26 protein-coding genes are annotated in these 26576 nt (G+C 63.0%); 11 read left to right on the top strand and 15 right to left on the bottom strand.

Features of this window, described 5'->3' with window-relative positions; all coding sequences use genetic code 11:
- Window positions 1–137 precede the first annotated feature (137 nt).
- From NKH06_RS22605 to NKH06_RS22595, 3 genes are all read right to left on the bottom strand, one after another.
- A complete protein-coding gene (locus NKH06_RS22605; protein WP_023813179.1) occupies window positions 138–1787 on the bottom strand; it encodes a thiamine pyrophosphate-binding protein in 1650 nt (549 codons plus the stop codon).
- Window positions 1784–2959, bottom strand: coding sequence for a CaiB/BaiF CoA transferase family protein (locus NKH06_RS22600; RefSeq protein ID WP_128303462.1), 1176 nt, complete (start codon window positions 2957–2959; stop codon window positions 1784–1786). Before NKH06_RS22600 ends, NKH06_RS22605 begins: the two co-directional genes overlap by 4 nt.
- A 99-nt stretch (window positions 2960–3058) precedes the next feature.
- A complete protein-coding gene (locus tag NKH06_RS22595) occupies window positions 3059–3991 on the bottom strand; it encodes an alpha/beta fold hydrolase (protein ID WP_352894046.1) in 933 nt (310 codons plus the stop codon).
- Window positions 3992–4173: 182 nt separating this feature from the next.
- On the opposite strand from NKH06_RS22595, the gene NKH06_RS22590 reads away from it, so the two are divergent.
- Window positions 4174–5181 (top strand): ribonuclease T2 family protein, encoded by a 1008-nt coding sequence (locus NKH06_RS22590; RefSeq protein WP_128303464.1) that lies wholly within the window; start codon window positions 4174–4176, stop codon window positions 5179–5181.
- An 89-nt stretch (window positions 5182–5270) separates the two neighbouring features.
- The gene (locus NKH06_RS22585; RefSeq protein WP_352442212.1) at window positions 5271–5873 is read left to right on the top strand and encodes a hypothetical protein; all 603 of its coding nucleotides are present in this window, start codon (window positions 5271–5273) and stop codon (window positions 5871–5873) included.
- A gap of 4 nt (window positions 5874–5877) precedes the next feature.
- On the opposite strand, the gene NKH06_RS22580 is transcribed toward NKH06_RS22585, so the two are convergent.
- Window positions 5878–7164: a GGDEF domain-containing protein gene (locus tag NKH06_RS22580; RefSeq protein WP_023813174.1), complete on the bottom strand. Its 1287-nt coding sequence runs from the start codon at window positions 7162–7164 to the stop codon at window positions 5878–5880.
- Between the two features lie 275 nt (window positions 7165–7439).
- Here NKH06_RS22580 and ettA point away from each other — a divergent pair, with 275 nt between their 5' ends.
- From ettA to NKH06_RS22565, 3 genes are all read left to right on the top strand, one after another.
- Window positions 7440–9089, top strand: coding sequence for an energy-dependent translational throttle protein EttA (gene ettA, locus NKH06_RS22575; RefSeq protein ID WP_013530923.1), 1650 nt, complete (start codon window positions 7440–7442; stop codon window positions 9087–9089).
- Window positions 9090–9135: 46 nt separating this feature from the next.
- Window positions 9136–9903 carry a trans-aconitate 2-methyltransferase gene (tam, locus tag NKH06_RS22570; protein WP_023813173.1) on the top strand — a complete coding sequence of 256 codons (768 nt, stop codon included), beginning with the start codon at window positions 9136–9138 and terminating at the stop codon, window positions 9901–9903.
- A 185-nt stretch (window positions 9904–10088) separates the two neighbouring features.
- Window positions 10089–11210: a beta-ketoacyl-ACP synthase III gene (locus NKH06_RS22565; protein WP_023813172.1), complete on the top strand. Its 1122-nt coding sequence runs from the start codon at window positions 10089–10091 to the stop codon at window positions 11208–11210.
- Between the two features lie 10 nt (window positions 11211–11220).
- On the opposite strand, the gene NKH06_RS22560 is transcribed toward NKH06_RS22565, so the two are convergent.
- Window positions 11221–11751 carry a methyltransferase family protein gene (locus NKH06_RS22560; protein WP_352442213.1) on the bottom strand — a complete coding sequence of 177 codons (531 nt, stop codon included), beginning with the start codon at window positions 11749–11751 and terminating at the stop codon, window positions 11221–11223.
- A gap of 197 nt (window positions 11752–11948) precedes the next feature.
- On the opposite strand from NKH06_RS22560, the gene NKH06_RS22555 reads away from it, so the two are divergent.
- A complete protein-coding gene (locus NKH06_RS22555; RefSeq protein ID WP_352442214.1) occupies window positions 11949–12566 on the top strand; it encodes an MOSC domain-containing protein in 618 nt (205 codons plus the stop codon).
- A gap of 80 nt (window positions 12567–12646) precedes the next feature.
- Here the strand turns inward: NKH06_RS22555 and NKH06_RS22550 are convergent, their stop codons facing one another.
- Window positions 12647–13609 carry a D-amino acid aminotransferase gene (locus NKH06_RS22550; RefSeq protein WP_352442215.1) on the bottom strand — a complete coding sequence of 321 codons (963 nt, stop codon included), beginning with the start codon at window positions 13607–13609 and terminating at the stop codon, window positions 12647–12649.
- 150 nt (window positions 13610–13759) lie between these two features.
- Here NKH06_RS22550 and NKH06_RS22545 point away from each other — a divergent pair, with 150 nt between their 5' ends.
- Window positions 13760–14263: a hypothetical protein gene (locus NKH06_RS22545; protein WP_352442216.1), complete on the top strand. Its 504-nt coding sequence runs from the start codon at window positions 13760–13762 to the stop codon at window positions 14261–14263.
- A gap of 6 nt (window positions 14264–14269) precedes the next feature.
- Here NKH06_RS22545 and NKH06_RS22540 read toward each other — a convergent pair whose 3' ends face one another.
- Window positions 14270–14584 (bottom strand): DUF2293 domain-containing protein, encoded by a 315-nt coding sequence (locus tag NKH06_RS22540; RefSeq protein ID WP_127260329.1) that lies wholly within the window; start codon window positions 14582–14584, stop codon window positions 14270–14272.
- Window positions 14581–15120 (bottom strand): tRNA (N6-threonylcarbamoyladenosine(37)-N6)-methyltransferase TrmO, encoded by a 540-nt coding sequence (gene tsaA, locus NKH06_RS22535; RefSeq protein ID WP_352442217.1) that lies wholly within the window; start codon window positions 15118–15120, stop codon window positions 14581–14583. The genes NKH06_RS22540 and tsaA overlap by 4 nt, the downstream gene beginning before the upstream one ends.
- A gap of 122 nt (window positions 15121–15242) precedes the next feature.
- On the opposite strand from tsaA, the gene NKH06_RS22530 reads away from it, so the two are divergent.
- Window positions 15243–16265 carry an ArsR/SmtB family transcription factor gene (locus NKH06_RS22530; RefSeq protein WP_352442218.1) on the top strand — a complete coding sequence of 341 codons (1023 nt, stop codon included), beginning with the start codon at window positions 15243–15245 and terminating at the stop codon, window positions 16263–16265.
- Window positions 16262–17179: a methylenetetrahydrofolate reductase [NAD(P)H] gene (metF, locus tag NKH06_RS22525; protein ID WP_352442219.1), complete on the top strand. Its 918-nt coding sequence runs from the start codon at window positions 16262–16264 to the stop codon at window positions 17177–17179. The genes NKH06_RS22530 and metF overlap by 4 nt, the downstream gene beginning before the upstream one ends.
- A 471-nt stretch (window positions 17180–17650) precedes the next feature.
- Here metF and NKH06_RS22520 read toward each other — a convergent pair whose 3' ends face one another.
- Window positions 17651–18568, bottom strand: coding sequence for a DMT family transporter (locus NKH06_RS22520; RefSeq protein ID WP_352442220.1), 918 nt, complete (start codon window positions 18566–18568; stop codon window positions 17651–17653).
- Between the two features lie 209 nt (window positions 18569–18777).
- Between NKH06_RS22520 and NKH06_RS22515 the strand changes: the two genes are divergently transcribed.
- Window positions 18778–19998, top strand: coding sequence for an alanine racemase (locus NKH06_RS22515; protein ID WP_013530936.1), 1221 nt, complete (start codon window positions 18778–18780; stop codon window positions 19996–19998).
- Window positions 19999–20107: 109 nt separating this feature from the next.
- On the opposite strand, the gene NKH06_RS22510 is transcribed toward NKH06_RS22515, so the two are convergent.
- Both NKH06_RS22510 and NKH06_RS22505 read right to left on the bottom strand, forming a co-directional pair.
- Window positions 20108–21289: a lytic murein transglycosylase gene (locus NKH06_RS22510; protein WP_128303477.1), complete on the bottom strand. Its 1182-nt coding sequence runs from the start codon at window positions 21287–21289 to the stop codon at window positions 20108–20110.
- Window positions 21290–21412: 123 nt separating this feature from the next.
- Complete coding sequence (locus NKH06_RS22505) at window positions 21413–22213, bottom strand: glycoside hydrolase family 25 protein (protein WP_352442222.1); 801 nt, start codon at window positions 22211–22213, stop codon at window positions 21413–21415.
- A 229-nt stretch (window positions 22214–22442) separates the two neighbouring features.
- Here NKH06_RS22505 and NKH06_RS22500 point away from each other — a divergent pair, with 229 nt between their 5' ends.
- Complete coding sequence (locus tag NKH06_RS22500) at window positions 22443–23822, top strand: serine hydrolase domain-containing protein (protein ID WP_352442223.1); 1380 nt, start codon at window positions 22443–22445, stop codon at window positions 23820–23822.
- A gap of 22 nt (window positions 23823–23844) precedes the next feature.
- On the opposite strand, the gene NKH06_RS22495 is transcribed toward NKH06_RS22500, so the two are convergent.
- The 4 genes from NKH06_RS22495 to NKH06_RS22480 all read right to left on the bottom strand — a co-directional run bounded on the left by NKH06_RS22495 (window position 23845) and on the right by NKH06_RS22480 (window position 26548).
- Entirely contained in the window at window positions 23845–24153 is a 309-nt protein-coding gene (locus tag NKH06_RS22495) for a HigA family addiction module antitoxin (RefSeq protein ID WP_023813159.1), read from the bottom strand.
- A 9-nt stretch (window positions 24154–24162) separates the two neighbouring features.
- Window positions 24163–24459: a type II toxin-antitoxin system RelE/ParE family toxin gene (locus NKH06_RS22490; protein WP_352442224.1), complete on the bottom strand. Its 297-nt coding sequence runs from the start codon at window positions 24457–24459 to the stop codon at window positions 24163–24165.
- A gap of 110 nt (window positions 24460–24569) precedes the next feature.
- Window positions 24570–25253, bottom strand: coding sequence for a class I SAM-dependent methyltransferase (locus NKH06_RS22485; RefSeq protein WP_352442225.1), 684 nt, complete (start codon window positions 25251–25253; stop codon window positions 24570–24572).
- A complete protein-coding gene (locus NKH06_RS22480; protein WP_128303481.1) occupies window positions 25250–26548 on the bottom strand; it encodes a BtaA family protein in 1299 nt (432 codons plus the stop codon). The genes NKH06_RS22485 and NKH06_RS22480 overlap by 4 nt, the downstream gene beginning before the upstream one ends.
- Window positions 26549–26576 lie beyond the last annotated feature (28 nt).

Below are 26576 nucleotides of genomic sequence, written 5' to 3'. Positions count from 1 at the left end.
CTCGTCGAAACCATCGAGGCAGCCGAATGCAAGAACTACTTCGAAAACGCAGGCTACGCTTCCGTCAAAATATGAAACGCTCTAGCGCAAGCCGCATGACGAAAAGGGGCGGGCGACCGCCTCTTTTTTTGTTTGGACTACGCCTTGTCGCGTATCTGCGTCATCGTCTTGGTCGGCGTGATCGCTTCGGGGTCGAGGCGGATTTCCACGATCGCCGGCTTGCCGCTGGCGCGGGCACGTTCGAAGGCGGGAGCGAAATCGGCGGTCTTGTCGACCGTTTCGCCATGGCCGCCATAGGCGCGGGCGAGAGCCGCGAAGTCGGGGTTCTTAAGATCGGTGGCGACGACGCGGCCGGGATATTCGCGCTCCTGATGCATGCGGATGGTGCCATAGATGCCGTTGTTGACGACGACCACAATGATAGGCAGGTCATACTGCACGGCGGTGGCGAATTCCTGCCCGTTCATCAGGAAGCAGCCGTCGCCGGCGAAGGCGACCACGGTGCGCTCCGGAAACAGCTCTTTGGCAGCGACGGCCGCAGGCGTGCCATAGCCCATCGAGCCCGATGTCGGCGCACCTTGAGTGGCGAAGCGGCGGAAGCGGTGGAAGCGATGCACCCAGGTCGCGTAATTGCCGGCGCCGTTGGTGAGAATGGCGTCGTCGGGCAGCATCTTTTCGAGGTAGTTCATGATCGGGCCCATCTGGACCGAGCCGGGGCCGCCTTCCGGTGGCGTCGACCAGTCGAGATAGGAGGCATGCAGCTTTGGTGTCTCGGCTGCCCAAGTCGGCTCAGAGGCCGGCTTGCGCTTGGCGAAAGCGTCGATGAAGGCAGAAGGCGAGGCGTTGATCGCCAGTGTCGGCCTGTAGACGCGGCCGAGCTCGCCAGCGTCGGCATGGACATGGACCAGTGTCTGGTCGGGGTAGGGGCTTTTCAGCAGCGTGTAGTCCGAGGACGGCATTTCGCCCATGCGGCCGCCGATCAGGAGCACGAGATCGGCCTGCTTGATCGCTGTGGCCAGCTTGGGGTTGATGCCGATGCCGACATCGCCGGCATAGTTCGGATGTAGATGATCGAACAGCATCTGCCGGCGGAAGGAACAACCGACCGGCAGCGACCACGCCTCGGCGACCGTGCGCATTTGCGCCACCGCCTCGGCGTCCCAGCGCGTGCCGCCGAGGATGACGAACGGCCGCTTGGCCTTAGCCAGCAGCTTTTCCAGCGCATCGAGCTCCGCTTCGCCCGGCCGTGTCTCAACCGGCGTGTGCGGCAAGGCGATAGGTGCTTCGACGATGCTGGTCAGCATGTCTTCGGGCAGCGAGATCACCACCGGGCCGGGCCGGCCCGATGTCGCCACCGCGAAGGCGCGGGTGACGAATTCGGGGATGCGCGAGGCGTCGTCGATCTCGACCACCCATTTGGCGATATCGCCGAAGAACCTCTTATAATCGACCTCTTGGAACGCTTCACGCTCCTTGGCGTGGCTGGCGACCTGGCCGATGAACAGGATGACGGGTATAGAATCCTGCATGGCGATGTGGATGCCGGCCGAGGCGTTGGTGGCGCCGGGGCCGCGGGTGACGAAGCAGATGCCGGGCTTCCCGGTCAGGCGGCCGTGGCAATCGGCCATCATCGCGGCACCGCCTTCCTGGCGGCAGACGATGGTGCGGATCGCAGAATCGTGCAGCGCGTCGAGCACCGCCAGATAGGATTCACCCGGCACACAATAGATGCGGTCGGTGCCGTTGGCTTCGAGCGCGTCGACGATGAGTTGTCCGCCGGTCTTCATTGTCCAGACTTCTCCAGTTCGGCAAGGATTTCTTGCGTGTGCTCGCCCAGGCGCGGCGAGGGGCGCTCATAGACCAGCGGCGTGCCCGACATCACCATCGGCGCACGCACCGAAGGCAGAAGATTGCCATGGCCGTCGTCGAGATCAAGCCGCATGCCGCGCGCGATCGTCTGCGGATCGGCAAACATCTGGCCGATCGTGTTGATCGGGCTCGCCGGCACGCTGGCCGCTTCCAGCTTGGCCAGCAGCGGATCGCGGTCAAAAACCTTCAGCGCCTCGATCATGCGCTCATGCAATTTCACCCGGTTGGCGACCCGGGCGGGGTTGGTGGCGAAGTCGGGATTGGCAGGCAGGTCGCCCAGTCCGACAGCGGCGCAGAATTTGGCGAACTGGCCGTCATTGCCGACCGCCAGGATGATGTGCCCATCCCGGACCGGCACCACCTCGTATGGGGCGATGTTCATATGCGCATTGCCCATCTGCACCGGCGATTTGCCGGAGACGAGATAGTTCAAATTCTGGTTGCCGAGCGCCGAGATTTGGGTGTCGAAGAGCGCCATGTCGACGTGCTGGCCTTCGCCGGTTTGTTCGGCATGGCGCAATGCTGCCTGGATGGCGATGACCGAATAAAGGCCGGTGAAGATGTCGGAGATGGCGACGCCCGCTTTTTGCGGCTCGCGGCCGACCTCGCCGGTGATCGACATCATGCCGGCCATGGCCTGGATGATGAAGTCGTAGCCGGCGCGCGGCGCATAGGGTCCGTCCTGGCCGAAGCCGGTGATCGAGCAATAGACGAGGCGCGGGTTGATCTTGCGCAGGCTGTCATAGTCGAGGCCGTATTTCTTCAGACCGCCGAGCTTGAAGTTCTCGATCAGCACGTCCGAGGTGGCGACCAGCCGGCGCACGGTCTCGGCCCCTTCCGGTGTCGAGAAATCGATGGCGATGGAGCGCTTGCCGCGATTGCAGGAATGGTAATAGGCGGCCGACAGGTTCTCGCCGTCCTTGCCCATGACGAAGGGTGGCCCCCATTTGCGGGTGTCGTCGCCGCCATCGGGGCTTTCGACCTTGATGACATCGGCGCCGAGATCGGCAAGCAACTGCCCGGCCCATGGCCCGGCAAGGATGCGGGCGAGTTCGACGACGCGGACGCCTTTCAGCGGGGGCTCAGCCATGGATCACCGTGGTTGCCGCAATCACCGTGACTGCTGCGAAAGCAGAGCCTCTATCAAGCCCTGCAACGGCTGTCACGGCTCTTGCAATGGGCCAATCCGTCACGCTTTGAGGACTTTGTCGGCCCAGGCGGCGAAATCATCCATGATGATGTCGCGATTCACCTCGTTCAGGCTTTCGTGGCGGGTGCCGGCGTAAACCTTTGAAACCAGATTCGAAAAGCCCATCGCGCGCATGCGGCTGGCAAGATGCGTGATCCCTTTGCCATAATCCGAGGCGGGATCTCTTTCGCCGCCGACGATGCTGATGGGCAGGTCGCGCCGGATGCCGGCAAAGCCGGCATCCTTGCCGCCGTTCAGCGCCATCGAGACCACATCGCGCCACATCGACACCGAGGCATCCCAGCCGCAGAGCGGATCGGCGATGTATTTCGCCACTTCCGCCTCGTCGCGCGACAGCCAGTCGAACAATGTGCGGTGATTGGGCACCGCCTTGCCCCAGGCCTGGAAGGTGAGCTTCGGCAGCAGACGCGATGGCACGTCGGAGCCGAGCCGCATCCGTTCCCAGGCAAGGATGCCCAGCGCCACCTGTCCGAGCAGGCCTTGGGAGAAATTGCCGTTCCAGATACCGGCGGCATGAACGCGCGGCGAGTGGCGTAACAGGTAGTTCAGCGCGACCGACGCTCCCATCGAATGACCAAACAGGATGACCGGTCTGTTTGGCTGTTCGCGGGCGATAAGATCATGGATGGCGCCGACGTCGGCTATCACCTTGGCCGGGCCGTCGCTGGCGGCGAACCTGCCGAGCGGCGCGTCGGGCGCCTTGGTCGCGCCATGGCCGCGATGATCGTGGACATAGACATCGAAGCCGCGGGAGCCAAGAAAATCGGCAAAGCGGGCATAGCGCGCTGCGTACTCGGCCAGGCCATGATTGATCTGGACGACGGCGCGTGCCCGGCCATCGGCCTGCCTGACGAAAAGATTGAGCTCGGCACCGGTTGGGGAGCGAACCACGCGCTGCTGGCTGAATGACATGCCGCTCGGTCCCGCCCTTGCATTATCGTCGTTGGCTTTGTTTGCGCCGGCCCACATTATGCGTCAATCCAGCAAACCCGCTTTTCGCGACGATGTTTCTTGCGTTTGGCCAGCAAAATATCGCAATTCTGACATGGAGACAGCTTCAGTCTGTCGCCCACTTGTCCAGCCGAGGATTTTCCATGCGCATTGGTGTCGTTTTCGGATTGGCCATGCTGGCCGCGTCGCTGGCCGGTGCCGCGCGTGCCGACGTCAAGATGAGCGGCTCCTTTGTGGCCGACGCTGCCTGTCCGGCAACGCAAGCCATCAAGAACGGCAAGAACCCCGGCAATGTCTCGACCGATGCCGGGCAGAGCTATCGGCTGCTTGCCGGCAACAAGGATACGCCGACGCATTATCTCATCCTGGTGCCGGGCGCCGATCCGGAGCGCCGCTGGGTGAAGGTCAGCTGCGGCCACGTTTCCGGCAGCAGCGCGGCGACCGTGCCGGCCGCACCTGACGGGCAAGGCAAGCCGGCGGCATCGGGGAAACCCGAATACGTCTTCGCGCTGAGCTGGCAGCCGGCGTTTTGCGAGACAAAGTCGAACAAGACCGAATGCAGGGCGCAGAGTGCTGGTGATTTCGACGCCACGCATTTCACCTTGCACGGTCTCTGGCCGCAGCCGAACGGCAATTTCTATTGCCAGGCGACGGCGAGCGACAAGGCCAACGACAATCCGGCCCACTGGAAAGACCTGCCGCCGGTCAATCTTGACGCCAACACCCGCACGGAACTCGATCAGGTGATGCCCGGCACGGCCTCCCACCTCGATCGGCATGAATGGATCAAGCACGGCACCTGCTACGGCAAGAGCCAGCAGGACTATTTCTCCGATGCGCTCAACCTGATGCGCGCGGTGAACAGCTCGCCGGTGCGCGAACTCTTTGCCAAGAACATCGGCGGCAAGCTGACGGCGGACCAGATCCGCGGCGCTTTCGACACTGCCTTCGGGGCGGGAGCAGGGGATCGCGTGCGCGTTTCCTGCGTCATCGATCCGTCGAGCGGCAGGCGGCTGATCGGCGAACTGACGCTCGGCCTCGCGGGTCCGATCGGGCCCAACAGCTCGCTTAAGGATCTGCTGCTGGCTTCGGTGCCGACCAACAAGGCCGGCTGCCCGACAGGCAATGTCGACGCGATCGGCTTCCAGTAACTCTCAACAGAGATACCGGACTGTCGCGCTGCCGCGCCCTGGTGCTATGCTGCGAGCGCATCATTCTGGCGGGGGCGGCAATGGATGGCATGACGAGCAGCGCGCTGGCGCGGCTGGCTTTCTGGGCCAAGGGCATGGTCTCGATAAACGATGCCCGCATGGAATGGCCGGGCTTTTCGTATACCGACGCCGAGTGGGCACGCATGCGGACGCTCTCCGAACCGATCGGCGTCGGCACCTACCAGCTGTTCACGATCGTCAATGCGGCGATCTTCATCACGATCGCGGCGATCGGCATTTTCGGTGTCTTCCTGCCGCTGGCGACGCTGCTGTTTCCCATAGCGGCGGAAACCAGCGCGCTGAAGTTTTCGCTCCTGCTGGCCGCTTGCGCTTTCCTGATCATCGGGCTCGGTCTGCCGATCTCGATGCACCTTTCGGCCATGCTGGTGGGCGGCAAGACGGTGCGGGCGGTGCTGGTTCCAGCACTCGGCGACGAGGCGTTGGCGTCAAAAGTGTCCTGGCAGATCAACCGCATCATGCTGGTCATGTGCGGCTTGCTGGTGCCGGGCATCCTGCTGTTCATTGCCTACGATATCCAGGCCGGGCCGATCATCACGGTGCTGAAATGGCTGGCGATCGCGCTGATGGCGGTTTCGACCGTGACGGGCTTTCGACGGCAGAGGAATTCGTAACGAACTAGATCTGTGCGGATTTGGTCCGCGCAGCGGCTGTGTCGGCTTCTTGGCCGCCCGGCTCGCCGACGACGCGATCGCGGCCGGTCGACTTCGCCTTGTAGAGACGCTGGTCGGCAAGCGCGAACAGGTCGGCAAGGCAGCGCGTGGTTTCGCTGACGCTGGAAACGCCAGCGCTGACGGTGAGCTCGAAGCGACTGGTGGCGGCCGAGCCCTTGACCGCGTGGCGAATGCTTTCGCCGAACAGCCTGGCGACCGAGTGCGGACGCGAACTGAGGATGGCGAATTCCTCGCCGCCGATGCGGAACACCTGGTCCTCGGCGCTTGCCGTCTCGCCAAGCAGGGCCGCGACCGCCTTCAACACCTTGTCGCCTTCGGCATGGCCGAAACGGTCATTGATCGATTTGAAATGGTCGACATCGATGATCAGCAGGCTGAGCGGCCTGGCGGTGCGCAGGCTGGCCTGGACGGCGGCTTCACCGTCGGCGTCGAAGCGCCCGCGGTGCAGCAGGCCGGTCAGGCCGTCCCGCCCGACATGTTCGACCAGCGCTTCGTAGCGTTCGCGATAGGTCAGCGTATCGAAGATATCGGTCAATCCGCGCGGCGCGGTGACTTGGCGCTCCTCGAACCATTTGAGATAGGCGACGAGCATGGTGCTGAACGTCACCGCCGCCGCCATCTTGGCGAACCAGCCGCCGAAAAAGACGGCTATCGGCGCGCCGGCAACGAAATGCAGGGCGGTGAAAAACCCGGCCTGGTCGAATGTCAGCACGCAAGCGACCGAAATCAGGATGCGCGCGAACGGCGCCTTGCGCAGATAACGCCCGAGCTTTTCATAAAGCAGGATGATCAGGATGGCATCGACGAACAGCAGCGTCGTGCCCCACACCATCAGCCAGCCCATCTGGTCGATGAAGCCGATGTCTGGGAGCCTGCCGTCGGGAAGTGCCGCGATGACGTGCAGGCGCAGCAGCAGCACCAGCCCGATCATCAGCGCATTGCCGAGCAGCAGGCCGTAGATCGGCTGACGCACAGTTGCAGCGTCCTCTTTCATATAGAGCAGCAAAAGCATCACCAGCTTGCCGGAAAACAGCACCGCCGAGCCAGGCGAGACCATGCCGAACGGCAAGGCGACATAAAAAACGCTGGCGAGGTAGGTCTCGAGGAAGTGCATGACACCGAGCGCGCAGATGAACACGCCGAGGCCGATGCGCCTCCGGAAGCGGAAAAGCGTCACCATGACGCTGAAATAGACGACCGCTTCGGCAAGGAGCAGGAAACTGTTCAGCAATGCCGTCGACCCGATCTCTTTCTCGAAATCGCGAATAGCGAGCGATTCCACTCCGATCCTGTTTTGACGCCGAAGAGTTAACCGGAGATTTCAGCACGCTTCGTGCTGGTGGAAAACTTCGGCGGTTGGCGGACACTTCCGCGTGTGACCGGGCAGATATGGCAAAAGCGATTGCCGTTCGCCGCCGCATCGCCTACATAGCGGCCAACCTCCACTCAATTCGACAGATCCAGTCAGTTTTCTGGGCCAGTCAGTTTTTTTCAGGGAAAGCGCGCGTGGCACGCCAGTTCATCTATCACATGGCCGGCCTCAACAAGGCCTATGGCACCAAGAAGGTGCTCGAGAATGTCCATCTCTCCTTCTATCCCGACGCCAAGATCGGCATCCTCGGCCCCAACGGTTCGGGCAAGTCGACGATCCTCAAGATCATGGCCGGGCTCGACAAGGAGTGGAACGGCGAAGCCTGGCTGGCCGAAGGCGCAACCGTCGGCTACCTGGCGCAGGAGCCGGCGCTCGATCCGGACAAGACCGTGTTCGAAAACATCATGGAAGGCGTCGCCGCCAAGACCGCGATCATCGAACGCTATAACGAATTGATGATGAACTACTCCGACGAGACGGCCGACGAGTCGGCCAAGCTTCAGGACGAGATGGACCGGCTCAACCTGTGGGATCTCGAACAGCAGGTCGAGATGGCGATGGAAGCGCTGGGCTGCCCGCCCAAGGATTCGGAAGTCACCAAGCTTTCGGGCGGCGAGCGGCGCCGCGTCGCGCTTTGCCAACTCTTGCTGCGCCAGCCCGACCTTTTGCTGCTCGACGAACCGACCAACCATCTCGACGCCGAAACCACGGCGTGGCTGGAAAAGCATTTGCGTGCCTATCCGGGCGCCGTGATGATCATCACCCACGATCGCTACTTCCTCGACAACGTCACCGGCTGGATCCTCGAACTCGATCGCGGCCGCGGCATTCCCTATGAGGGCAACTACACCAAATACCTCGAAGCCAAGGCCAAGCGGCTCAAGCAGGAAGGCCGCGAGGACGATGCCCGCCAGCGCGCCATCGGCCGCGAGCGCGAATGGATCCAGTCGAGCCCGAAGGCCCGCCAGACGAAGTCCAAGGCGCGTATCCAGGCGTTCCAGGATCTTTTGGATGCAGCCGACAAGCGGCGTCCGAGCGATACGCAGATCGTCATCCCGCATGGCGAGCGGCTCGGCAATGTGGTGATCGAGGCGGAAGGCCTGTCGAAGGGCTTTGGCGACACGCTTTTGATCGACGGCCTGGAATTCAAGCTGCCGCCCGGCGGCATCGTCGGCGTCATCGGCCCGAACGGCGCCGGCAAGACGACGCTGTTTCGCATGATCACCGGCCAGGAAAAGCCGGATGCGGGCTCAGTGCGCGTCGGCGAAACGGTGAAGCTCGGCTATGTCGACCAGAGCCGCGATGCGCTCGATCCGTCAAAGACGGTATGGGAAGAGATTTCCGGCGGCGCAGAAGTGGTCAAGCTCGGCAAATTCGAGGCCAACACGCGTGCCTATTGCGCGTCGTTCAACTTCCGTGGCGGCGACCAGCAGCAGAAGGTCGGCAATCTGTCCGGCGGCCAGCGCAACCGCGTGCATCTGGCCAAGATGCTGAAGACCGGCGGCAATGTGCTGCTGCTCGACGAACCGACCAACGATCTCGACACCGAAACGCTGGCGGCACTCGAAGACGCGCTGGAAAACTTCGGCGGCTGCGCCGTCATCATCTCGCACGATCGCATGTTCCTCGATCGCCTGGCGACGCACATCCTCGCCTTCGAGGGCGACAGCCATGTCGAATGGTTCGAGGGCAATTTCGAGGATTACGAGCAGGACAAGATCCGCCGCCTCGGGCCGGATGCCGTCAACCCGCACCGCATGACCTACAAGAGGCTGACGCGGTAAGGGGTTTTCCGGGCGGCGAATTCTCAAGAAGACGTGAGGAGTTCACATGGCTGATTGGTCCGCCGCCCAATATCTGAAATTCGAGGACGAGCGCACGCGGCCCGCGCGAGACCTGGTGGCACAGGTGCCGGTGGACTTCCCGCGCCGGGTCGTCGACATCGGCTGCGGGCCGGGCAACTCGACCGAGCTGCTCGTCGAGCGCTGGCCGGATGCGCAGGTGAGCGGCTTCGACACTTCGCCCGACATGATCGAGAAGGCGAGGGCGCGTCTGCCCGAGGTCACCTTTGATCTGGCCGATGCCTCCAAATGGCAGCCGGCGGAGCCGGTCGACGTGATCTTCGCCAATGCGGTGTTCCAGTGGCTGCCCGAGCATCCCGCTGTGTTCCAGCGGCTGATGGGTTTTCTTGCGCCAGGCGGCGCGCTGGCCATCCAGATGCCCGACAATATGGGCGAGGACTCGCACCGCCTGATGCGTGAAACCGCCGCCGAAATGCCGTTTGCCGAAAAGCTCAAGGGCGCGGCACGCGGGCCGTTGCCGCCGGTGTCGTTCTATTATGATCTTCTGTCGCCGCTCAGCGATCGGCTGGATATCTGGCACACCATCTACAACCACCCGCTTGCCGATGCGCAGGCGATCGTCGAATGGGTGAAGTCGACGGGCCTGAAACCGTTCCTCGATCCGCTGGGTGCCGATGAGCGGACGCTGTTCCTCGAATGTTACACGGCCAAGATCGCCAAGGCCTATCCGAAGACGGCTGATGGCAAGGTGCTCTTGCGCTTTCCGCGCATTTTCATTGTCGCAAAACGAGCTTGATTATCCGTGTTGCGCGGCGTCTTAGGGCCGCTTGGCTTTGCCTGTGGCCATGTCAAGGATCGGCTTAAGTCGGCCCAGATCTTTGGTTTAAGCCGGCGTAAACCGCCTCGGTGAGAAAACTGTTGCGCCGGAGCATTCCGGCGCCCACATGAAGCCGCAGCGCCTGCGGATGGGACGGACTGGACATGCATCGCGTCATCATCAGCGGCATCGGCGTTGAAATCCCCGAACCCACAATCACCAATGAAGAACTGGTCGCCAGCTTCAATGCCTGGGTCGACACGGAAAATGCGCGCCGCCAGGATACTGGCGAGCCGCCGCTGCCGAAATCGGACAGCGACTTCATCGTCCACGCCTCGGGCGTGCGCACCCGCCATGTCATCGAGCGCGAGGGCATTCTCGATCCGACCCGGATGGCGCCGCGCATTCCGGCGCGGCCCGACGACGCGCTGTCGCTGGAGGCGGAGTTCGGCATCGCCTCGGCGAAGAAGGCGCTCGACCACGCCGGGCTGCAGCCGTCGGATATCGACCTGGTGATCTGCTCGGCCTCGCATCACCAGCGGCCCTATCCGGCGATCGCCATCGAAATGCAGGAGGCGTTGGGCACCAAGGGCGCCGGCTTCGACATGGGGCTTGGCTGTTCCTCGGCCGCGGCCGCCTTGCACGTCGCCGTCAACCTGGTGCGGTCGGGCGCGCACAAACGCATCCTGGTGACGACGCCGGAGATCATCACCGGGCATCTCAATTTCCGCGACCGGCAGACGCATTTCATCTTCGGCGACGCTTCGGTGTCGATGGTGGTCGAAGGCCTGGCCAAGGGCGACAAGCGGCCGGGGCGCTTCGAGGTGCTCGACACGCGCGTCTGGACGCAGATGTCGAACAACATCCGCACCAATCTGGGCTATCACACCCGCACCGCCCAGGAAGATCCTTACATGATCAACCTGGAAGGCAATCTGATCAAGCAGGTCGGCAACAAGGTGTTCAAGGAAGTCACCGTCGCCGGGCAAAAATTCATCGTCGAATTCCTCGCCGAGCACGGGCTGACGCCGCAGGCGATCAGGCGCTTCTGGCTGCATCAGGCCAATGCGCGCATGAATGCGATGATCCTGAAACTGTCGTTCGGCCACGAAGTCGACCACGACCGCGCGCCGATGGTGCTGGAGCGGCTGGGCAACACGGCGGGCGCCGGCGCCATCGTCGCGCTGTCGGAGAACCACGCCGACATGAAGCCCGGCGATTTCGGCCTGATCTGCGCCTTTGGCGCGGGGTATTCGATAGGTGGTGCGCTGTTGCGGATGCTTTAAGCTTGTCTGGTCAAGCTGGTGCGAACGGGCACTGCCCAACTCGCCGCGTAGGAAGCTTTCTTCCAGTCTTGCCTTGGTCACGATGCCGATGATGAGCAGGGCGGTTCCGGCTATGCCCCAGAGGGTGCCCTTGGCCGCCATGGTGGCGAGGATCGCCAGGCAGCAATCCGGTGTAGATCGGATGCCGGACAACGCCATACGGGCCGGTATTGATGACCCGATGCCCGGCCTTGGCGGTGATGGCGCCCGACCACAGCCTGCCGAGATGCAGGCGCGCCCACCAGGCAAAGGCGATGCCGATGGCGATCAGGGCGACACAGATCCAGGCTTCGGAGAGATCAGGCATCCACAGCCTGAGCCGGCCTTCATAGCCGTGCGCCGGAATGAACAGCAGCACCGCGCCGGCCAGCCATAGACCCCGATAGCGGGCCTCCGCCCTGAACCCGGCGCGCTTCTGGGCAGGGTCGGACCACAGGGCGGCGACGGCCCAGATTCCTGCCCAGATCAACCAAAGCAACGTGATTGCCGTCACAGGTCGCATGATCAGCCTCCGCAAACTGTCTGGACGTAACCATGAAACCGGCACCGCGCGGCGGCAATGCGGCGCGAAATCGATGAAAGGTAAGAAAAGCGTGATCGCGATCCTATCGGTGCTGTTGATCGGACGATCAGCACTTTCGACTGGACGCCTCGGAGCCCGCCCGGCTAACTCGTCGAATGACGATTGGAAAGAACGCCATGTCGGATCTCTTCCCCGAGGCTGAAAAGCCGGTTGAAATCATCCCCGCGCGAAAGCTTGCCGCCAGGGCGGCAGCGCTTTACGTGGCGCCGGCGGATCATTTTCAGACCCGCCCGGTGGACGAATTGCGGCTGGGTTTCGACGGCATTTCAGGCGATTTCCATGCCGGACCGACACGGCGCTCGGGCGGGCGCGAGCCCTGGTATCCGCGCGGCACGGAAATACGCAACGAACGGCAATTGTCCGTCGTGGCGGCGGACGAGCTGGCGGTTGTCGCCGAACGCATGGGCCTGGCCGAGATCAGGCCGGAGTGGATCGGCGCCAATCTTGTGATCGAAGGGGTGCCGAACCTCTCCATGCTGCCGGCCGGCACGCTGCTGTTCTTCAAGGGCGGCGTCACCATCAAGGTCGACGCACAGAACGGCCCGTGCCGCATCGCCGGCCGGTCGATCGCCGAAAACGCCGGATTGGCCGACGTCGGAGCCGGCGCGCTGTTGTTCCCGAAAGTCGCGAAACGGCTGCGCGGCGTCGTCGCCTGGGTCGAGAAGCCGGGAACGGTCATGGCCGGCGAAGAAATCTCGGTGCGCGTGCCGGAGCAGTGGATCTATCAAGCCTGAGGGCAGGCTGCGCTGCCCATGGAGCGTAGCAAAAGTGGTGGCCTCAATCCTTGCGGTTTTTCTCGAGACCTTGCTGACTATCAGGGATAATTCACAGGGCTCGACCACGCCGGATCCTCGTGCTTCTCCCAATAGAGCGCCATCAGCCGGCTGGTGATCGCGCCGACCTTGCCGTCGGCGATCCGAACACCGTCGATCTCCGTCACCGGCATGATGCCGCCTGCGGTCGAGGTGATGAAAACCTCGTCTGCCTCGTGCAATGCGGCAACGCTGACATCGGTGGCGGTGGCTGCAAGACCTTCTTCGGCGCACAGATCAAAGACAGTGCGGCGGGTGATGCCGGGCAGCACACCGATGGAAGGCGTCGACAGTTTGCCATCCTTGACGCAGAAGACGTTGAAGCCCGGGCCTTCGGCGACATTGCCGTTGAAGTCCAGAAGCAACGCAGTCTCGGCGCCGCGATCATAGGCATCGTAGAGGCCGCGCACCAGATCGAGCCAGTGGTAGTTCTTGATCGCCGGATCGATCGAGGCCGGCGGAATGCGCACCTTGTCGCTGATGGCGACACGCAGGCCGCGATGCAGCTGCTCGGCATTGGCGACCGAGCCGAACGGCACGGCGAACGCCATGAAGCGGTTGAGTGCCTGGCGCGGGTCGCGGCTGAAAGTCGGGGAGGCGCCGCGCGTGCACAGCATCTCGACATAGGCGGCGCGATGACCCGACAGCGCCACGCAATTGTGCAGGATTTCGGCCACGCCTTTGCGGTCGAAGGGAATGGTCATGCGCAGTTTTTCCAGCCCGCCGAAGAAGCGGTCGAGATGCAAATCGAGGCGGAAGAAGCGGCCATTCCAGACATGCACGGTGTCGTAGGTTGCGTCGGAATGCAGAAAGCCCCAGTCCAGAACCGAGATCTTGGCCTGCGACATCGGCAAATATTGGCCGTCGAGGAAAGCGACGCCCTCGGGGTAGGAGTGCGGGTCGACATGGCGGTCGCCAACTATGGGCAGTTGCTTCTCGTCCTGTGTTGCCATCGTCCGGCTCATCGAGGCCTCCTGTCAAGCAGGCGAGAGGCTAGCGGCGCTGGGCAGAAGGCATAGAGCCACCCGCCCGGCGCTGTTCGGCCTCCATGACGATCTGGCCGATACATTCGATCGCGATTGCCCTATCGTTCCGGGTCTGAACGGGAGGGGAAAATGGGCAGGTTTGGGGCCGTCACAGCGGCAATGATGATGTTCGCCGCCGCGGGCCAAGCCAGCGCCCAGTGCCCACGCGAAGGCGAGGAATTGTGCCAGAGCGGCCAGACCTATCGCTGCGAGAAAACCGGCAGCGAATTGACGTCGATCTTCCAGAACGTGCCTTGCGCGGTGAATGTGCCGACGCTGAGCGGCACCTGGCTCGGCAGCGGCCACCAGAGCCCGGCCGGCGATGCCGGAGCTGATTGGGCGATCGCCATGACGATCAATGATGGGGGTGCGTCCATCGACTATCCGTCGCTCGGCTGCGGCGGATCCCTGTCGCAGACGTCCAGGGACGACATTTCGGCGGAATACCACGAGAGCATCACCTACGGGCAGGACAAGTGCATCGACGGCGGCAACATCACGGTCAGGTTTTTCAAGGGAAATCTGTCCTGGACTTGGGTCGGCCAGGCCGACGGCCAGCCTTATAATGCGGTCGCAGTGCTAAAGCGGAAGTAGCCGTGGTCATTCCTCCTCGTCGTCGGCGTCGAGCAGGCGGGTTGCGCGCCAGCGGGTGAGCACGATGTTGGTCTGCTCGATGACGAAGAAACGCGCCGAGTCGCGGTCATAGCCTTCGCTGAGCAGTTTTTCGTAATCGGTGTGCATGTGGCGGATATGGGCAATGGTCGCCAGCCATACGGCGATGCCCGGCGGCAGGGTCTTCATGTGAACCGCGCCGGCGTCGGTGCGGATCTTCTCCATATCGGCATAGGGCGCCAGCGGCAGAAGTGCGGTCAGCGCCTTGGCGATGGCGCGGCGGCGGCCGGTCGGCGCTGTCATCGCCGGATCCCATTGGGCTCGTCGCGCCCTTCGATGGTCGCCTCTGATATGGCGTCGGTCGAGGCGAAATAGGGTTTTAGGTCGATGACCGGCGTGCCGTCGAGCACGTCGATGGCGTCGAGATCGATGCGGCCGGTTTCGATGTTGACGGCAATCAGCCTGGCGATGTGCAGCCCGATGGGGTTCGGGCGGGCAGGGGAGCGCAGCGCAAATACACCTTTCGCTTCAACGGCATGGCGCGGTCTCTGCACAATCAGAGTCCGCGGCGCATGATGCAGCCAGGATAGGATGATGACGTGGCTGGCGCGCTCCAGCCCCTGCAGGCCCCTTCGGTAGGGCGCGTCGATGGTCAGCACCGCCTTCTGTCCGGTCTCGCGCGCGACGCGCATGTTCTTCGGGCAGGTTTCGCGCGTCGTCCACGGCGAGGCAATGCGGCCGATGAAGACGATGCCGCCATCAGGCGGCATCAGGGCCGGATCGTTTTCCAGCCTCTGCTCCCCTTCGCGCGCCTCAAACATCTCACGCGTTTCAGTCATGGCCCGCGTCTCTTAAAACGCCACACGAGCGGCATTTTCTGGTCCGGAAGCGACATAGCGCTTGCAAGGTTTCGAAAACCGACATAAACATATGTTTATATCTTTTCAAAGAGAATACGCTGATGCATGTCTCGCTCGACACCATGGTTGATACATTGAAGGCGGCGGCCGAATCCAGCCGATTGCGCATACTGGCACTTCTGTCGCGCGGCGACCTCACGGTTTCCGATCTTACCGAAATTCTCGGCCAGTCGCAGCCGCGCGTTTCGCGTCACCTGAAGCTCTTGCTGGAGGCCGGGCTGATCGGCCGCTACCAGGAAGGGTCCTGGGCCTTCTTCCGTCTGTCGGATGCGGATTCAGCGCGTGACTTCGTCATGGGACTGGTTTCCGGCATTCGCGGCGCCGATCCGCAGGTCGAGCGCGATCTTGAGCGTCTGGCCTCGGTCAAGCGCAAGCGGCAGGACCGCGCGGTCGCGTATTTTTCGGTGAATGCGGCAAGCTGGGACCATATCCGCTCGCTGCATGTGCCGGACCGCGCCGTCGAAGCCGCAATGTTGAAGCTGGTGGGCAAGCGGCCGTTCCAGTCGATGCTGGATCTCGGCACCGGCACCGGGCGGCTGCTTGAAATCTTCTCGCCGCTTTATCGGCGCGGTGTCGGCATCGACATGTCGCGCGAGATGCTGACCGTGGCGCGCGCCAATCTCGACAAGGCCGGGGTTTCGAACGCACAGGTTCGGCAGGGCGACATCTTCGCACCGCCGGTCGAGCGCGATGCCTTCGATCTCGTCACCATCCATCAGGTGCTGCACTATCTCGACGATCCCGCCCGCGCCATCCACGAGGCGGCGCGGCTTTTGCGTCCGGCCGGACGCCTGGTCATCGTCGATTTCGCGCCGCATGCGCTGGAATTCCTGCGCGAGGAGCACGCGCATATGCGGCTCGGTTTTTCCGACCGGCAGATCGCCGACTGGTTTTCGGACGCCGGCCTCGATCTTGAAGACAGTCAGGAATTCGAGCCGCGCGGCGGCAACGAGGCCAGGCTCACCGTAAAACTCTGGCTTGGCCGCGACCGGCGCCTCTTGATCGCCGATCCTTCCAACGACACAAGGCAGGCCAAAGCGAACTCGATAGGGGAAATCGCATGAACCAGTTCCGCTTTTCCCGCCGCCCCGACATTGGCGACAAGGTCAGGGTTTCCTTCGAATTCTTCCCGCCGAAGACGGACGAGATGGAAGCGAGGCTGTGGGAGACGGTAACAAAGTTGGAGCCGCTGAAGCCGAAATTCGTCTCGGTGACCTACGGCGCCGGCGGCTCGACGCGGGAGCGTACCGCGCGCACTGTAAAGCGCATCCTGACGGAAACCGGTATTCCTGCAGCGGCGCATCTGACCTGCGTCGGTGCAACACGCGACGAGGTCGACGCGGTCATCCAGGATTACAGGTCGATCGGCATCAACCGGTTCGTGGCGCTGCGCGGCGACCCGGCCTCCGGCGTCGGCGAACCGTATCGGCCGCATCCCGGTGGCTACGAGAACGGCGCGGAGCTGGTCGCCGGGCTCAAGGCAATCGCGGACTTCGACATCTCCGTCGCGGCTTATCCGGAAAAGCATCCGCAAAGTCCCGATTTCGCCACCGACATCGAGATGCTGAAGCGCAAGGTCGACAATGGCGCGACGCGCGCCATCACCCAGTTCTTCTTCGACAATGATCTCTACGAGCGCTATGTCGAGCGCGTCCGCCGCGCCGGCATCTACATCCCGATCGTGCCGGGAATCCAGCCGGTTCACAGTTTCAGGCAGGTCGCGAACTTTTCCGCCAGGGCGGGCGCGCATGTGCCCGGCTGGCTGGCGGAGCGTTTCGAAGGCCTTGACCGGGACCCGCAGACGCATGCGCTGGTGGCGTCGGCGGTGGCAGCCGAACAGGTGATGGATCTGGTCGAGCGCGGTGTCGGCGATTTCCACTTCTACACCATGAACCGCGCCGATCTGGTCTTTGCCATCTGCCATATGATCGGCATCCGCTCGCACGAGGCGGCGGCGGCCGGATCAGCCGCGGCTTGAGGTCGGGTTCAAACAAAAGGCCGGGAAAAACCCGGCCTTTTGAATTGGTTGGACTATTTGGGTGCTGGTCTTCCCCGCTTTGGCGGTCAGGGAAGGAAGCCCATAATAAGGGCTCCGATAAAGGCGAACGCAGCACAGATCATCAATGCGTTGATAGGCCTCGTAAGTCCCATGACATAGCCTCCTCTTAAAGAGCTATGTCATGGAGTCTAGGTTCATTTGTGCCACAGGCAAGCGGAAAATGTGCTGCATTGCGACGTGATTGTGAAATCCGCGACATGTCTTTTGCCGTTAGGCTTTGAAACTCCTAGGCAAAAACCGGCTTCAGACCTGTGAATAAAATGTGGCCCGCTCGTGTCGCTGCTGTGTCATGGCAGCGCTACCCCCGCGAAAGCCGAATTAGGCTTTCGCGATGCGGGGGCAATTAGGCGGTTAGAGCATTCTTTGCGCGTCCAGTGGACGCGCGGCGCTCTAACGTCGGCCGAACAACCGCCCGTCAATGGTGACGAGGCCGAGCGCGATCAGGACCACGCCGCCGATTTCGAACAGCTCCAGCCGCTCGCCAAGGAACAGGAAGCCGAGCAGCATGGCGCTGGCCGGCACGACAAGCGTGACCAGCGAGGCGTTGGTCGCGCCGGCCGAGGCGACGAGGTTGAAATAGAGGATGTAGGCGAAGGCGGTGGACAGAAGCGCCAGCGCCAGCACCGCCGCCCAGACCGGGGGCGAGGCCGAGAACAGGCCGGATGGACCGTAGGTGAAGAGCACGATCGGGATCATGATGATGGTCGACGCCGTCAACTGTCCGGTGGCGATGACCGGTGAGGGCACGCCCTTGAAGAGGCGGGCGACCATCAGCGCAATACCATAGGACAGCGAAGCACCGATCAGCGCGAACTTGGCCCAGACCGGGCCGCCGAGCCCGGTAAGCAGGCCGGGGCCGATCATGACGGCCGTACCGGCGATGCCGAGCGCAATGCCGGCGAGCTTGTTCCAGGAGAGCTTTTCGTCGGATGTCAGCGCGTTGGCGAGGATCAGCGTCCAGAATGGCGTCGTCGCGTTGAGCACCGAGGCGATGCCGGCGCCAAGCTCCGTCTGGCCGGCGAAGATCAGCGAGAAGGGCACGACATTGTTGGTGAGCGCCAGCAGGAAGAACAGGCCTGCATGCGGAAGCGCGAGGCGGAAGGACGGACCGCGCAGGCCGAGATAGATCTGCAGTGCGATCGCGGCGATGGCGACGCGAAACAGCACCAGCACCAGCGGGGGGAGTTCCGCCACCGCGATGCGCGCAAAGAAGAACGAGCCGCCCCAGATCGCGCCGAGCAGCAGGAGTTGCCCCCAATCCTTGAGCACCATCGGCCCGCGTGGTGCGGATGTCGCGGCCATTGCCATGTGAGTCGCCCTCCCAGACTGCCTGAATGCCAGTCACTCAGGCAGAAGCCATATCGGCGCCAGTGACAAGGGCCACCCGAAACCTGATCGCTGGCAAACGTTGCTGGCAAAGACCTAGCGCCGCTGCGTCAGCCGCACGAGACACAGAATTGTTTTCATTAGCCGCTAGCTTGGATTAATTGTGCGCAGGCTAGGTCAAGGATTCGTCGATGCAGCGATTCGAAAATGCCCGCGAGGCGGCACTGGCGCTTCGTCCGGACGATCCGGTCTATTGCTTCCGCCCGCAAGTGCTGATGGCGGATGCCAGGCAGTTCATGGGCATGTTCCCCGGCAAGACCGCCTATGCGGTCAAGACCAATGGCGAGCAGATCGTGCTGAAGACCCTGGTCGAAGCCGGTGTCAAGGCTTTCGACGTCGCTTCGCCGGGCGAGTTCGCCGCCGTGCGCGCGGTCTCTCCGGATGCCGAGATGCTCTACATGCATCCGGTCAAGGCGCAGTCGGACATCAAGCTGGCGCTGGAGAAATACGCCATCCGCGTCATTTCGCTGGATCACGAGGACGAGATCACCAAGCTGACGCGAGTGGTGCGGGCGCTCGACATCGATCCGGGCTCGATCAGCGTGTTCGTGCGGGTGCAGACCAAGGGGCATGCCGCCTACGAATTGTCGAAGAAGTTCGGCGCCGGGCCGGCCTATGCGGTCGAACTGGCCGAGCGGCTCAACCGCACCGGCTACAAGGTTGGTCTGTGTTTCCATGTCGGCAGTCAGATCGAGGATCCCGACACCTATGAGCGGGCGCTGGCTTCCGCCGATTGGGTGCGCAACCGGCTGACCTTCGATATTGCAGGGCTCGACGTCGGCGGCGGTTTCCCCGCCGAATACGGCCACGATCCCAACCGCAAGCAGATCGAGATGCCGTCGCTCGGCCAGATCATGTCGCGGCTTTCGGGCGATCTGAAAGAGTATCAGTTCGACCAGATGCCGCTGGTGGCCGAGCCGGGCAGGGTGATCGTGGCGCGCTGCCTGTCGCTGATCGTGCGGGTGCTGTTGCGCAAGGGCAAGCGGCTTTACATCAATGACGGCATCTGGGCGTCGCTGTCGGATTCATGGACCGGCAAGATCACGCTGCCGGCCCGCTTCATTCCCGATCCTGCGATCCGCTCGCGCAATGGCGAGGAGAAGAACATCGTGCCGTTCAAGGTCTGCGGCGCGACCTGCGATTCCGTCGACATCCTGTCGCGGCCATTCTGGCTGCCGGAAACGGTCGATACCGGCGACTGGATCGAGATCGGCCATATCGGCGCCTATTCGCTGTCGCTGAGGACCCGATTCAACGGGTTTTACCCCGACACCTTCGTCGAGGTGACGACGCCGTTCGACGAGGGCGACGCGCCGCAGGGGTTTGCGAGTCTGGAGACGATGGCGGATTAGGGAATAGGGAATAGGGAATAGGGAATAGGGGTGGCAGGCACGGCTTTCGGAGTAATTTTCTACTGCCTACTGCCTACTGCCTACTGCCTACTGCCTACTGCCTACTGCCCTAAAATTTCCCCAATAGCTCCGGCGTCGGCCAGCCATCCACCGGCAGGCCTAGCCGCATCTGCTCCTTGCGGATCGCCTCGCGGGTGTTGGTACCCAAAATGCCGTCGACAGTGCCGACATCGTAGCCCCTGGCTTCCAGCTTGGTCTGCAACGCCTTCATCTGCTCGTTGTTGAGGCCGGTTTCGGGATTGCGCGGGTCGAGCGGCGGCGCGCCTGCGAGTCGTGCGGCAAGGTTGGCTGCCGTCAGCGCATAGGTGAAGGACTGGTTCCATTCGAGATAGACGTCGAAATTGTCGTAGGTGAGGAAGGCAGGCCCCTTGCGGCCCATCGGCAGCGCCAGGCCTGCTTTCAGGCCGTTGTCGACCAGCGGCGCGCCGCTAGGGTAGGTGACGCCCCATTGCGCCCACTGCGACAGCGGCAGCTTGTTGGTGCGGCCGGTCTGGTCCCACGGCATGTCTTCGGGCGCGCGGACTTCCTGGATCCAGGGCTGGTCGCGTTTCCAGCCGCGCGACAGCACTTTGTTGGCGGTGGTCATGATCACATCGGGCACGCTGCCGCGCAGGTCGATCTTGCCGTCGCCGTCGCCGTCGACGCCGCGTGCCAGATAGTCGGAGGGCAGGATCTGCGTCTGGCCGATCTCGCCGGCCCAGGCGCCCCTGACATCGGCCGGCAGCACGCCGCGATCGATCAGCTCCAGAAGCGGCACCAGCTGCTGCCGGAAGAGCTGCGGCCGGCGGCAATCATGGGAAAGCGTCACCAGGGCGCTCAGCGTGTGGAAGTCGCCCTGCACGGCGCCGAAATCGGTCTCCAGCGCCCAGAAAGCGGCGATGATCGGCGCCTGGACGCCGAACTGCTGGTCGGCGCGGGCGAAGACGTCGGCGTATTTCTTCAGGTTTGCCGCACCTTGCTTCAGGCGATAGGCCGAGATCATGCGGTTGGAAAACTCGACAAAGGTTTGGGTGAAGACGCCCTGGGCGCGGTCGCGTGCCAACACCTTGTCGTCGAAGGTTGCCGCTCCAAGGGCGTCGAGACCCGCTGTACCTACGCCAGCCGCCTTGGCTTCCGCAGCGACGCCCTGCTTCCAGGATTCGAAGTCGCCGCCGCATTCCTGCGCCATCGCCGGCAAGGCCGTGGCGCACAGGGTCAGCGCAGCCGCGAGGACTTTGGAACGCAGTCGCATCAGCTTCCTCTCGAAACGAATAGCGGGCAGTTGTTGTGCTCCCCGGAAGCCCAACGCCCTGAATTACTGGCGGTTGCACTGTTCACCGCTGGCTGTGTCGAAAAGCAGGCGGTAGGCCCGGTGTCAACGGGTGTTCTGCCGCAGCCACTTGTTCCAGGAGGCTTCACTGCCGTTGAAGACGTTGATGTCGGACTTGCCGCTTACGCCCGGAACGATGCCGGTTCCCGTGTATTGCCAGAAGGTGAAGGGGTGGCTGCCGTATTTCTCACGCGGATGGCCGGCGACGGAGCGCAGCCAATAGGGATAGCCGCGAAAGCTCGACAGCTCGTTATCGTCGAAGAAGTCGATCGAGGTGTAGATGATCGGCTTCTTGCCGTAGTGCCGTTCGACGATTTCAAGGAAGGTGGTCATCTCCGCGCGCACCGTGGCAGCGTCGGGACGCAGCCTGCAGGTCGGCGATTGCGGGTTCCATTCCATGTCGAGGACCGGCGGCAGCGCCGAGCGGTCGACGGGGACGTTGCGGATGAACCAGCGCGCCTGCACGGCAGCCGGGGTGCAGAAATAGTAGAAGTGATAGGCGGCTCGCGGAACGCTGGCAGCTTTCGTGCGGGTCCAATGCTCGTTGAAATACTCATCGAAGCGATCGCCGCCCTCGGTCGCCTTGATGAAGGCGAAGGAGATGCCGCTGGCCTTGGCCGCCGGCCAGTCGACCGAGGTCTGGTATTTGGAGACGTCGGTGCCGTGAACGGCATAGTTCCAGGGCGCGCCGCTTTCCCATTCATGCGGTTTGGAATCGGCAAAGCGCGGCGCGCGCACGGCAACCGTCGGGCTGCTCGAAGCGGACGGCGACAGCGGCGAGAGATCGTCCACGGTCGAGCAGGCGCCAAGCAGCGTCAGCATGATGAGGCCCGCAAGACGGCGCATCGCAATTCCCGAGCCGGATTCAGCCGGTCGCTGATGGGTCTATACACTGATGGCCGGTTTTGTGATCGGGCCCCCTCCGAGCGATCGCCCCACAGCATCGCTCAGCATATCCTGTGATCGCCGATCATGGTTGATAATCCGTTGATGGCGCTCGACAAGCATTGTGATTTGCGGAAGCAATGGCGGCAAATCGATGACATAAGGGTCGCGCAGGGCCCGGAGGAAATAAATGCGGATCGTGGTCAAGATCGTCAAATGGCTGCTTGGCCTGATCGTTCTGGCGATCGCCGCCCTTTTTGCCTGGCTTTATATCGCGCCGCCGGAGTTGATCAGGGTCGGCTCGGGCTACTCGGCCAAGATCGTCTGTTCGAACGTCTTCATTGCCGGCCGCGATCCCAATGAGGTGCTTGCCGTCGACGTGCAGGCGCCCGGGCATCCCCTGCTGCGGCTAATGCGGGTTTCGGTGGACAAGAACAGGGGAACGGTGTCGGCGGGCCTGTTCGGCTTCCTCGGCAAGAGCATCGCCGTCGCCCGTGACGGGCTGGGCTGCGCTTCGGTTCCGGACGGCGATGTAGGCAAGGCGCGGCGGACCGCGATCCAAGCGGAGCCGTCGGCGGCCACCATGGGCGACCTGTGGCCGCAAGGCGAGCGCGTCGAGGCATCACAGGATCCGGTGATTGCCAAGCTGCTGGACGATGCGGCGCTGGCCGGCACCGGCATGCGCGCGGTGGTGGTGGTCAAGAATGGCCGCGTCGTCGGCGAGCGCTACGGCGATGGCTTTTCCGCCAAGACGCCGCTGCTCGGCTGGTCGATGACCAAGACGGTGAACGCCGCCATCGTCGGCACGCTGGTCAAGGACGGCAAGATGGCTTTCGACGACAAAAACCTGTTTGCGCCGTGGAAGGCGGACGGCCGCACTGCCATCCGCCTCGCCGACATGATGGCGATGTCGAGCGGGCTGGAGTTCAACGAGGATTATGGCGACGTCGCCGACGTCACGCGCATGCTCTATCTCGAACCTGACATGGCGGGCTTCGCCGAATCCAAGCCGCTGGCTGCAGAGGTCGGCAAACAGTTTTCCTATTCGAGCGGCACGGCGGTGATGCTGTCGCGCCTCTGGCAGGACGCGATCGGCGACAAGGCCAAGGCGCTGACGTGGCCGCGCACGGCGCTGTTCGAGCCGCTCGGCATGCACAGTGCGGTGCTCGAGACCGACGAGCAAGGCACCTTCGTCGGCTCATCCTATCTCTACGCGACTGCCCATGACTGGGCGCGCTTCGGCCAGTTCCTGCTGCAAAGCGGGGTGTGGAACGGCAACCAGATCCTGCCGGCCGGCTTCGTCGACTGGATGCGGGAGCCGGCAGCTGCCTCGAAAGTCTACGGCAAAGGCCAGTTGTGGATCGAGGCCCCTGGCGATGAGGAAAACCCCGGCGCCGGCGTCGCCGCAGGCCTGCCCAAGGACACCTACTGGATGGAAGGTCATGACGGGCAGACGGTCGCCATCATTCCCTCGGAACAACTGGTGGTCGTGCGGCTGGGGCTAACGCCGGCCAAGCTCGGCTACCGGCCGCAGACGATGGTGGCGGCGTTAATCAAGGCGTTACATTAGACTAGCGCGCCGTAACTCTTGTCTATGCAGCTGTCGCCAAAGGCTTGGCGCGATCAACCCGCGCCCGCTCGTCGGGCGAGTTCATGACCTGCCAAAGATCGCTGCGGCGCTGTACGTTCAACCAGAAATCCGGGCTGTTGCCGAACACCCGTGCCAGAATGAGCGCGGTCGCCGCCGTCACGTTGCGGCGGTCGTTGCACAATTCGTTCACATGTTTGCGCTGGACCCCCATCGCCTCGGCCAAAGCTGCCTGCGTAAGGCCAAGCGGTTGCATGAATTCTTCCGTGAGAATTTCGCCAACCGTTGCTGGCTTGCGTGCGGTCATCAACATGTTCTCACCTCACTTATAGCTGTGGTCGTCGAGATAGATGTCCGACGCCTCACCGCGGCCGCCGTCCCAGCGGAAGATCAGCCGCCATTGCTTGTTGACGCGTATTGAATGGAAGCCTTCGAGAATGCCACGCAGCTTCTCGAAATGATTGCTGGGCGGCACACGCAAATCCTGATCGATCATCGCGTCGTCAATCATCTGGAGCTTGCGGAACAAACGGCTTTCGAGATCGGACGGAATGTTGCGAGAATGGGTGTCTTCCACGAAGAAGGCCCGCAGCCATTCATCCCTGAAGCCGATGATCACCACATGCTTCCATGCATGTGAGATAGTGTACCGCTCTCGGGGTCATAAGGCAACGTTGATCCAACGGATCGTGGCTGCTTCGCCTTTATGTGCCTTTCCCACGGCAATATTCAGGAAGTGATCTTGATAACCGCCAGCCAGGCATAGCCGCGATAAAGCGTGCGGAAACGGAAGCTTGCGCTGGTTCGCCGCGATTCCGATTCCAGCACTTCGCGCAACGATTCACGCGGCGCGACGTGGAATTTTTTCAGCCAGCCGCGCAGCAAGGTCCGGAACCAGCCGGGCAGGCCTTCCTGCTGGCCGAAATCGACGATGTGCAGCGAACCGTTCGGTAACAGCGCGGCCAGCGCTGCCGACACAGTTTTTTCCCAGCCGGGGATCATCGACAGCGAATAGGACACGAAGACGCGATCGAAGCCGTTGCGCCCGAACAGCGCCTTGGCATCGAATCCCGTGGCGTCGCCCTGGGCGAGCGTGACACGATCGACCAGGCCCTCGCGGGCAATCGCGGCGCTGGCCGTCTCCAGCATTTCGGCTGAAATGTCGAGGCCGAAGAAGCCGGCGTCGGGGTAGCGACGCGCGGCCAGGATGATGTTGCGGCCGGTGCCGCAGCCGAGCTCCAGCACGGTGCCACCGACAGGCACGTCGAGCCCCGAGATCATTAGGTCGCGGCCGAGCAGGTAGTATTTGCGGGTCAGGTCGTAGATATGGCGCTGCCAGCGGTAGACGCGGTCCATCAGTTCGGCATGGTTGGCCTTGAATTCGGGGCTGGCCGGCAACTCGCTGGTGCTCATGCCGCACGCTTCACGTAGAGGTGGAAGCCGCCATAGATGGCCGAGCGGTCGCGGGCCAAAAATTCGCGCGAAGCCTGGTCCTGATAGTCCCACTGGTCGAGCAGCGAGCTGGAGACTCGGCCCGGCAACAGGCTGGGTTCGGCGGCGGTGCGGAAGATCACGCGGGCGCCGGCCGATGCGGTGCGGGTGATTTCCGCCCACAGCGCGTTGAGCTGGTCATCGGTCATCCAGTCCTGAGCGTCGAGCAGGACGAAGCGGTCGACCGCGCCTGCGTCCTTGCCGGCGAGGAACTCGATCAGATTGGCATGGTGGATGGCGACGCGGTCGACATTGCCGCGAATGGTCTCGTAGTTCTGTTTTTCGAGATAGGCGGGAAGGGCAGCCTCGCCGGGGTTCGGATAGCGCCGGGCGAAGGCCTGCCAGGCGAAATAGTTGTTCTCCAGCGGAAAATCGCAAGCGAGCTTTTCCAGCCGGGCTTTCAGCACGCTGGCCATGGTGCCGTCGCCAGAAGTGATCAGCGAATCGTACTGCGCCGGCGGAATGCCGAGGCCGAACAGAGAGGCCTTGCGCGACGTCGCCCATTTCAAAAGCTTCTTGTCGAAGACCGGCGCCAACTCCTCGTTGAAGAAGCGGCGCTGCTCGCCGATGTTCTTGGCCTGCATGATGCCGGCAGGGTCGACGCCGAAGAATTTTGCCGTGCGGTGGCCCATGGCGATGAACAGGCCGAGCAGGCCGGTCTGGTAGAAATTGCGGTCGAACACAGTGATGCGACGGCGGCCGCGCCAGTTGCGGCGCTCCCAGTAGTGACGGCTGACCGGATCGAGATGCGGCGCGATGAAACGGTCATACGCTTTCGAATTGTGGCTGGTGTCGGCGGCGCCGAAGAAGCGGAACAGGTCGCCCTGCGATGGCAAATGGCGCACCGCCTCCAGCTTCATGCGGTTCAGCGCGATGTGCGCGGTGTTGAGGTCGACGGCGTCGACCCGGGCCGGCGAGCGCGTGAGGTAGGCCAGGATGTTGCAGCCGCCGGAGGCGATGGTGACGACGCGGTGGCCCTGGCCAAGCTGCATCGCCTCCATGTCGACATCGGGGTCTTCCCAGATCTGCGGATAGACGAGGCCGGAAAACAGGAAGGCGAACAGCCGCTCCGAAATGCCGGCCTTCGACAGCGGGCGGTTCTGGTAGACGGCCTTTCCAACTTCCTTGCCGCGGCGAAAAACCAGATCAGCGGAAACGTCCGTCATGGCAAGATGATTCCCCATTTGCTTTGCCGCAAGCGGGTAGCTCAGGGTCATGACAGGCCGGTGACAGCCTGTTGACGCC

Source organism: Mesorhizobium sp. M1342, assembly GCF_040317955.1.
Lineage (GTDB): Bacteria > Pseudomonadota > Alphaproteobacteria > Rhizobiales > Rhizobiaceae > Mesorhizobium.
This window is presented reverse-complemented; position numbering and strand designations above follow the sequence as displayed.